6 protein-coding genes are annotated in these 9053 nt (G+C 64.0%); 4 read left to right on the top strand and 2 right to left on the bottom strand.

The annotated features are described in order from the left end of the window. The first annotated feature begins 626 nt into the window (after positions 1-626). The 4 genes from NMG10_RS24160 to NMG10_RS24145 all read left to right on the top strand — a co-directional run bounded on the left by NMG10_RS24160 (position 627) and on the right by NMG10_RS24145 (position 4697). The gene (locus NMG10_RS24160; RefSeq protein ID WP_186714554.1) at positions 627-1100 is read left to right on the top strand and encodes a MarR family winged helix-turn-helix transcriptional regulator; all 474 of its coding nucleotides are present in this window, start codon (positions 627-629) and stop codon (positions 1098-1100) included. A gap of 30 nt (positions 1101-1130) precedes the next feature. Next, complete coding sequence (locus NMG10_RS24155) at positions 1131-2324, top strand: HlyD family efflux transporter periplasmic adaptor subunit (RefSeq protein ID WP_232855379.1); 1194 nt, start codon at positions 1131-1133, stop codon at positions 2322-2324. Then, positions 2321-3856 (top strand): DHA2 family efflux MFS transporter permease subunit, encoded by a 1536-nt coding sequence (locus NMG10_RS24150; protein WP_254465261.1) that lies wholly within the window; start codon positions 2321-2323, stop codon positions 3854-3856. Before NMG10_RS24155 ends, NMG10_RS24150 begins: the two co-directional genes overlap by 4 nt. Before the next feature lie 94 nt (positions 3857-3950). Further along, on the top strand, positions 3951-4697 hold the full coding sequence (locus tag NMG10_RS24145) for an SDR family oxidoreductase (protein ID WP_203646991.1): 747 nt from the start codon (positions 3951-3953) through the stop codon (positions 4695-4697). A 161-nt stretch (positions 4698-4858) separates the two neighbouring features. Here the strand turns inward: NMG10_RS24145 and NMG10_RS24140 are convergent, their stop codons facing one another. Beyond that, a complete protein-coding gene (locus NMG10_RS24140; protein WP_254465260.1) occupies positions 4859-6910 on the bottom strand; it encodes a PAS domain-containing sensor histidine kinase in 2052 nt (683 codons plus the stop codon). A 31-nt stretch (positions 6911-6941) separates the two neighbouring features. Next, the gene (locus tag NMG10_RS24135; RefSeq protein WP_254465259.1) at positions 6942-9041 is read right to left on the bottom strand and encodes a PAS domain-containing sensor histidine kinase; all 2100 of its coding nucleotides are present in this window, start codon (positions 9039-9041) and stop codon (positions 6942-6944) included. Between the last annotated feature and the right edge of the window lie 12 nt (positions 9042-9053).

The raw sequence follows: 9053 nt of genomic DNA, 5'->3' as shown, positions 1-9053 counted from the left end.
CGCGCAGCTGTCGCTAGTTGAAAGTTTAGTTAATCTCTCGATCGTATCGCGGGGCAAGCCCGCTCCCACGCTGTAGGAGCGGGCTTGCCCCGCGAAAGGGCCGGAACAACCGATGCATAACTAATGCTCAAACAACTAACTTCGCATTTCGTGCTCTTGCTCTTGCTCTTGCTCTTGCTCTTGCTCTTGCTCTTGCTCTTGCTCTTGCTTCTAAGCGCGCGGTAGTTCAGGCGCCGCCAATTGCGACTTCAGGAGGCCGAGCGGAGTTCTTGCGCAGGGAGGTGACGGCCATGGATGGCCGTCAAGCGCTGCGCCCCAGGATGGGGCGTTCAGCGCGGTCCTCCCGGGAGCAAGAACGGAGCGAGGGAACCCCGGAGCGTAGCGCAGGGGCCGTATGAATGGAGCGAGGATTTTTTGGTTCCTTTTTGATCCTTCAAAAAGGGACCCGCCGTAAGGGCGGAAAGGTGACTAGATGTCGACATATTCAAAGAATATGAATGCAAAACTCAAAACAATCACATCCAATCCTGACTCCAAACAAAAAAATTCCTTTAGCCCCCTAATCAAAGCTTTGACATTCACTGCCTAAGCAGTAATATTTTCACACAATTCAACGAGCAGCCCCAATGCCCCACTACACTCCGGAAACCTTCCAGACCTGCGCCATAGGCATGCTGCTCGGCCGCGCCGCACTCCTCAAGGACCGCATCCTCGACTGGCACCTGGAAGCCGACGGCGTCACCGCCGCCCAGTTCAAGGTGCTGATCATCGTCACCCAGTACCAGGTCGACACCCCGGCCGAACTGTGCCGCTACCTGGGCCTGGACAGCGGCTCGATGACCCGCATGCTCGACCGCCTCGAGCAGAAGGGCCTGATCCTGCGCAATCGCTGCCCCGACGACCGCCGCCAGGTGCGCCTGGCCCTGACCGCCGATGGCCAGCGCCTGGCCGACCGCCTGCCGCAGGTCGGCGCGGCGGCGATGAACGAACTGGTCGGCGTGCTGCAGCCCGAGGAACTCAAGACCCTCGAGCAACTGCTCGCCAAGGTCCTGATCAACGCCGGCGACCCCCTGACGATCCGCCGCTTCGGCGATCGTTGATCCCTGTCACGCATCTTCCAAGGTATTGTCATGGCCACTCCCGCTGACACCTCCACCCCGGCCCCCGCGCCTGACAACACACGCAAGCGCAAGGTCTGGCTGCTCGCCCTGTTGCTGATACTGGTCCTTGCCGGTGCAGGCACCTGGGCCTGGTACAGCCTGGTCGGGCGCTGGTACGAAAGCACCGACGACGCCTACGTCAACGGCAATGTCGTGGAGATCACCCCGCTGGTGACCGGCACCGTCACCAGCATCGGCGCCGATGACGGCGACCTGGTCCATGCCGGCCAGGTACTGCTGCAATTCGACCCGGCCGACAGCGAGGTCGCCCTGCAGTCGGCCGAGGCCAAGCTGGCGCGCAGCGTGCGCCAGGTGCGCGGGCTGTACAGCAATGTCGACTCGCTCAAGGCGCAACTGCAGACCCGCCAGGCCGAGTTGCAGAAGGCCCAGCAGGACTACAACCGACGCAAGGTGCTGGCCGACAGCGGCGCCATTGCCGCCGAGGAAGTCGCCCACTCCCGCGATGACCTGACCGTGGCCCAGGCCGCCGTCAACAGCGCTCGCCAACAGCTCAACACCAGCACCGCGCTGGTCGACGACACCGTGGTGTCCTCGCATCCGGAAGTGATGGCCGCCGCAGCAGACCTGCGCCAGGCCTACCTCGACCATGCCCGCACCACGCTGGTGGCGCCGGTGACCGGCTATGTCGCCAAACGCACCGTGCAACTGGGCCAGCGCCTGCAACCGGGCACGACAACCATGGCGGTGATCCCGCTGGACGAGGTGTGGATCGACGCCAACTTCAAGGAAACCCAGCTGCGCGACATGCGCATTGGCCAGCCGGTCGAGATCACCGCCGACCTGTACGGCAGCGAAGTCAGGTACACCGGCACCGTCGACAGCCTCGGCGCGGGCACCGGCAGCGCCTTTGCCCTGTTGCCGGCACAGAACGCCACCGGCAACTGGATCAAGATTGTCCAGCGCGTACCGGTGCGCATCCACCTTGATCCCGAGCAACTGAAGAAGCACCCGCTGCGCATCGGCCTGTCCACCGTCACCGAGGTCGACCTGCACGACCAGAGCGGCCCGGCCCTGGCCCAGCAGCCACCGCAGCAGGCCAGCTACACCACCCAGGTGTATGACCGTCAGCTGGTCGAGGCCGACGACCTGATCGCCCGGCTGATCCACGAGAACAGCGCCACCGGCAAGACGGCTCAGCGATGAGCCAGCAGGCCCCCGCGCAGTTCACCCCGCCGAGCCTGCTGCTGACTACCATCGGCCTGTCGCTGGCGACCTTCATGCAGGTGCTCGACACCACCATCGCCAACGTGGCGTTGCCGACCATTTCCGGCAACCTCGGCGTGAGTTCGGAGCAGGGCACCTGGGTGATCACCTCGTTCGCGGTGAGCAACGCCATCGCCTTGCCGTTGACCGGCTGGCTCAGCCGGCGCTTCGGCGAGGTGAAGCTGTTCATCTGGGCCACGCTGCTTTTCGTGCTGGCCTCGTTCCTGTGCGGCGTCGCCCAGTCGATGCCCGAGCTGGTGTTGTTCCGCGTGGTCCAGGGCGTGGTAGCCGGTCCGCTGTACCCGATGACCCAGACCCTGCTGATCGCCGTGTACCCGCCGGCGAAAAGGGGGATGGCCCTGGCGCTGCTGGCGATGGTCACGGTGGTCGCGCCGATTGCCGGGCCGATCCTCGGTGGCTGGATCACCGACAGCTACAGCTGGCCGTGGATCTTCTTCATCAACGTGCCGATCGGCCTGTTCGCCGCCGCCGTGGTACGCCAGCAGATGCGTGCGCGGCCGGTGGTCACCAGCCGCCAGCCGATGGACTACATCGGCCTGCTGACCCTGATCATCGGTGTCGGCGCGTTGCAGGTGGTGTTGGACAAAGGCAACGACCTGGACTGGTTCGAGTCGTCGTTCATCGTGATTGGCACGCTGATCTCGGTGGTGTTCCTGGCGGTGTTCGTCATCTGGGAGCTGACCGATCGCCATCCGGTGGTCAACCTGCGTTTGTTCGTGCACCGCAACTTCCGCATCGGCACCCTGGTGCTGGTGGGCGGCTACGCGGGGTTCTTCGGCATCAACCTGATCCTGCCGCAATGGCTGCAGACCCAGATGGGCTACACCGCCACCTGGGCAGGCCTTGCGGTGGCGCCGATCGGCCTGCTGCCGGTGCTCATGTCGCCCTTCATCGGCCAGTACGCCCATCGTTTCGACCTGCGCTTGCTGGCCGGCATCGCCTTCCTGGCGATCGGTACCAGTTGCTACATGCGTGCCGGCTTCACCAACGAGGTGGACTTCCTGCACATCGCCCTGGTGCAGTTATTCATGGGCATCGGCGTGGCGCTGTTCTTCATGCCGACCCTGGGCATCCTGCTGTCGGACCTGCCGCCGCACCAGATCGCCGACGGTTCCGGGCTGGCCACCTTCCTGCGCACCCTGGGCGGCAGCTTTGCCGCGTCGCTGACCACCTGGATCTGGATTCGCCGGGCCGACCAGCACCACGCCTACCTGAGCGAGCACATCAGCAGCTTCGATCCGGCCACCCGGCAGACCCTGGAGCAGCTGGGCGGGGCCACTCCGCAGAGTTACGCGAAGCTGGAACAGATCCTCAACAGCCAGGCCTACATGATGTCGACGGTGGACTATTTCACCTTGCTCACCTGGGTGTTCGCCGGGTTGATCCTGCTGGTATGGCTGGCCAAGCCGCCCTTTACCGCCAAGGCCGGGCCGGCTTCGGCGGGGCATTGAACCAATGATCCTGTCCATGCAGCACCTGCCCCGTTTTCAAATGATGGCATTTCCCCTAATCTTGTAGGCCTTTACCTGGCTACTTGGCAGACTCATGGACAAGGTCATCGTCATCACCGGCGCCAGCCGGGGCATCGGCGCCGCCACCGCATTGCTGGCGGCGCAACAGGGTTACCGCATCTGCATCAACTACCACGCTGACGACCAGGCCGCCGAGGCGATGCTGGCGCAGGTCCGTGCGCTGGGCGCCGAGGCCATTGCTGTGCGCGCCGACGCCAGCGTCGAGGACGAAGTGGTGCGGCTGTTCCGCTGCGTCGACCAGGAGCTCGGGCCGGTTACCGCGCTGGTCAACAATGCCGGCACCATCGGCCAGCAGAGTCGCGTCGAGGACATGTCCGAGTTCCGCCTGCTCAAGGTGATGAAGACCAATGTGGTCGGCCCGATCCTCTGCGCCAAGCACGCCTTGCTGCGCATGGCCCGCCGCCATGGCGGCCAGGGCGGGGCGATTGTCAACGTGTCGTCGATGGCCGCGCGGCTGGGCTCGCCCAACGAGTACGTCGACTATGCCGCTTCCAAGGGTGCCCTGGACACCTTCACGGTGGGCCTGGCCAGGGAAGTAGCCGGCGAGGGCGTGCGGGTCAACGGCGTTCGGCCGGGCTACATCCACACCGGCTTCCATGCCCTGAGCGGCGACCCGGACCGCGTCAGCAAGCTCGAGCCGGGCTTGCCGATGGGGCGCGGTGGCCAGCCCGAGGAAGTGGCCGAGGCGATCCTGTGGTTGCTGTCGGAAAAGGCGTCCTACGCGACCGGCACCTTCATCGACCTGAGTGGCGGACGTTAGGCTCTGTACGAAATGTATCTGCACTCGCCCATACTGCGTTGAAACGGGGCTCGGAATGCTCATGTACTCCAGTACAGTCGGGCGCGACCCCGGCCGTTCCTCCCCCCGTTTCGCCTTGTCTGGCCTTCGCGCAGACACATTTCGTACAGACCCTAGGCTCGTCAGTCGCGCAGCAACAGATCGACCTGATCCACCAGCTTTTCGAGGTCGAAGGGCTTGGTCAGTACACGCATGCCTTGCGGCAGGGGCCCATCCTCAAGCACCGCGTTGGCATCGTAGCCGGTGATGAACAGCACCGGGATCGAAGGCAGTCGCCCGCGCATGGCCTGGGCGACCTGGCGGCCGTTCATGCCGCCGGGCAGGCCGATGTCGGTGATCAGCAGGTCGAACCCCAGGTCTGCCTCGAGTGCCGCAGGTCCGGTGGCGTAGCCATCGACCTGGTGGCCCAGCTCCTCGAGCACTTCAGCGATCACCAGGCGCAACGCGGCCTGGTCTTCGACCAGCAGTACCCGCTTTCCGGGCCCGCGAGCGGACAGCAGTGACGCAGCTTTTGCAGGCGCAGGCTGGGCAACGGTGTCATGCCTGGGCAGGTAGAGGTGGATGCAGGTCCCTTCGCCCGGCTGGGAGCAGATCTGCAGTTGCCCACCTGACTGACGGACGAAGCCATAGACCATGGAAAGGCCCAGTCCGGTGCTTTGCCCCATGGGCTTGGTGGTGAAGAAGGGTTCGATCGCGCGATCGATCACCTCCGCTGGCATGCCGCGTCCGGTGTCGCTGACGCTCAAGCGCAGGTAGGGCCCGGAAGGCAGGTCCAGTGACTGGGCTGTAACCTGCGTCACCTCCAGCGCGACGCAGCGGATGTCGATGCGACCGCCGGCAGGCATGGCGTCGCGGGCATTGATGCACAGGTTGAGCAGGGCGCTTTCCAGTTGCGGTGGATCGATGAACACCGTGCCGTTTTCCTGCTCGAAATCGCTGCTCACCTCGATGGCCGGGCCGACGCTGCGGCTGATCAGGTCTTCCATGCCCCCTACCAGCGTGCTCAGGCGGGTGGCCTGGGGCAGCAGGGTCTGGCGGCGGGAGAACGCCAGCAGGCGTTGCACCAGCGTGGCGGCCCGTTGCGCGGATTCACAGGCACTGTTCAACAAGGGCGCGATTTCAGCGTGACGGGCCTGCTGCAAGCGTTGGCGTATCAGTTCCTGGGCACCGAGTATGCCGCCAAGCAGGTTGTTGAAGTCATGGGCGATGCCGCCGGTGAGCTGGCCTACGGCCTCCATCTTCTGGATCTGGCGCAGGGCCTCCTCGGCCTCGAGCAGCCGCTTCTGCTCGCAGACCTGGCGGGTGATGTCGTAGACGAACAGATAGGCACCGACAATCCCGCCGGTGTGGTCACGCAAGGGGGTGAAGCGCAGTTCGAAATGCCGCCTGTCATTGCCGCGACCGTATTCGATCACTTCGGTATAGCTTTCACCGGACAATGCCCTGCGCCATAGCGCCACCGATCGTTCGCATTCCTCGGGGAATCCCTCCAGGCCTTCGAGCAGGCTGTCGCCCGCCTTGATCCTGCGTCCGAACAGGTACTCGAAATCCTTGACTGCACGGGCATTGATCGCGAGCAAGCGCAACGCGGTGTCCACCACCTGCACCCGGGCGACACTGTGTTCGACCAGCTCGGCAAACAGGCTGCGCTCGGCCAGGGCTGCGGTGACCCGTTGCTCGAGCTGGTCGTTGAGTTGTTGCAAGGCGGTTTCTGCGCGGCGTCGTTCGGTGACATCCTTGAACAGCACCGCCACCTGGTGTTTCCCGGCGGGCTCGATCCGGAAGGTGGTGACCGACAGCACCCGGCCAGTGGCAATCAATTCCTGCTCGAACTGCAGAGGCTCACCGGTGCGTAGCACCTGGCCATAGCGGGCCACCCAGTCGTCGGCCTCGTCCGGCACCATCTCGCGCAGCTTCTGCCCCACCACGTTGGGAATCCCCGCGTGGCGGGCATAGGCGGCGTTGGCGAGGATATGGATGTAGTCGCTCAGCGGGCCGTGCGGGCCGTCGAAGAATTCGATGACGCAGAACCCTTCGTCCATCGTGTCGAAGAGAAAGCGGAACAGGTCGGGATCATGCCGTGGTGGATTGGCCAGTTCGGCCTCCAGCAAGGCATTGCGCTGGCGTAGGCGTTCAACTTCCAGGCGCAGGGACTGCAGTTCGCGCGAGGGCATGCGGGCATCCGTTGAGGTGGGGTCAGATACGCTAATCGCCTGCTGGTGTGCCTGTCCAGTCACGCGGCTCACGGTCTTGCACGGGCTTGCTTCGCGTGGCGTTCAGCAGCTCCTCCACCTTGGAGGTCAGCAGTTTCAGTTCGAAGGGTTTGTGCAACAGGAGCATGGGGGGCGAGCCCATGATCCGGCGGGTATCGATGGCACCATCGTAGCCAGTGATGAACAGGGTGGGCAGATGCTCGTCGATAGCCCGGCAGGCTCTGGCGACCTGGTATCCGTCGATATTCCCCGGCAGTCCGATATCCACCACCAGCAAGTCTGGTCGAACACCTTCATTCAAGGCGCACAACGCTGTGCGGCCGTCCTTGAAGTCCTGAACCTGCAAGCCCTGTTCCTCGAGGGTTTCCCGTATCACCAGGCGCAGTGTCGCTTGATCTTCTACCAGCAGGATGAGCGGTTGCCTGGGCCTTGCTTGCGTGATCACCTGCTGCATATCGTCTGCTTGCGCTGCACTGCCTGCATGAGCACGTGGTAAATACATGTGGATGCAGGTGCCGCGCTCTGGTGAGCTGTCGATGCTCAGTTGGCCGGCTGACTGGCGCACGAAGCCATAAGCCATGGAGAGGCCCAGCCCGGTGCCTTGCCCCAGGGGCTTGGTGGTGAAGAAAGGTTCGGCGGCACGCTCGCTGATCTGCTGGGTCATGCCACAGCCGGTATCTTCGACCTGAATGTGCAGATACTGTCCGGTTTCGAGCTGAAGGGCTGCAGCCTGCGCGGCATCCAGCTGGCAGTTGTCGGAGCTGATGCGCAGGGTGCCGCCCCGCGCCATCGCGTCCCGGGCGTTGATGCACAGGTTGAGCAGTGTGCTTTCCAGCTGCGATGGATCGACGCAGACCAGCCATTGGCCGGCGCGGGTGGCATCGACGAACGTTATATGGGTGTCAAGGGAACTGCGGATCAGTTCGCGCATACCGGCGGCCAGGTGGTGCACATCCAGCGGCTGTGGCGTCAGCGCCTGCTGGCGGGCGAAAGCCAGCAGGCGCTGGACCAGAGAAGCCGCGCGCGAGGTGTTCTGCCGGGCAATGTCGAGCAGATGCCTGCTGTCCTGCTGACGCCCCTGCGTCAGGCGCTTGTCGGCCAGCTCCAGCGCGCCGAGAATACTGCCGAGCAGGTTGTTGAAGTCATGGGCGATGCCGCCGGTCAATTGGCCGATGGCTTCCATCTTCTGCGACTGGCGCAAGGCTTCCTCGGCCTGCCTCAAGCGCTCCTGTTCCTGCACGCGGGCGGTGATGTCGTAGGCGAACAGATAGCCGCCACGGATTTGGCCTTTGCCGTCGCGCAGTGGGTTGTAGCGCATTTCGTAATGTCGGGGCTGCTCAGGCATGCCCAGGCTGACCATCTCGACGAAAGACTCCCCGGTGATAAGGCGGGGCCAGATCGGTTGGAGCTTCTCCATGATCTGTGGCAGACCTGCCAGGATGTCATGGACATGGTCGCCAACCTTGGGCGAAATGCCATGCAGGCGCTCGAAGGTTTCGCGCGCCGTGCGGTTGATCGCCACCAGGCGTAAGTTGCAGTCTGCGGCGAACACATTGGCCAGGCTGTGGTCCACCAGCTCGCCGAGCAACCTGTTGTTGGTTTCGGCCTTGTCCATGCGCTCTTCCGTTTGTTCGTGCAGCAGCTGGCGCGCCTGTTCGCTGGCCGGGACACCGGTAAACAGTACGGCCACTCGTCTGTCACTGGCTGGGCCCAAGCGATAGGCGGTGACGTTGAGCAAACGGTCGGTGACGTTCAGGCGCTGTTCGAAGCGTACCGGCTGGCCGCTGCGCAGCACCTCGGCAAAGCGCGGCACCCAGGCATCGGCTTCGTCCGGGATCAGCTCGCGTACGGTCTGCCCCATCCGCTTGTCATGGCCTGTATGGCGCAGGCAGGCGTCGTTGCTGAGGATGTAGCGGTAGTCGCTCAATGGCCCTTGGGGGCCATCAAGCAGTTCCAGGACACAGAAGCCTTCGGCCATGCAGGAGCGTAACAACTCGAAACAAACCAACTCCAGATCATGCCTCGCCACCTGCGTCTCGAGGGTCTGGATACGGGCCTGCAACTGCTCTGAAGGCGGCGACGGGGCTGGCATAGGCTGGATCCA

Source organism: Pseudomonas sp. DVZ6 (assembly GCF_024259445.1).
GTDB lineage: Bacteria > Pseudomonadota > Gammaproteobacteria > Pseudomonadales > Pseudomonadaceae > Aquipseudomonas > Aquipseudomonas peradeniyensis.
Note: the sequence above shows the minus strand (reverse complement) of the source record. Positions and strands in the feature narration are given on the sequence as shown.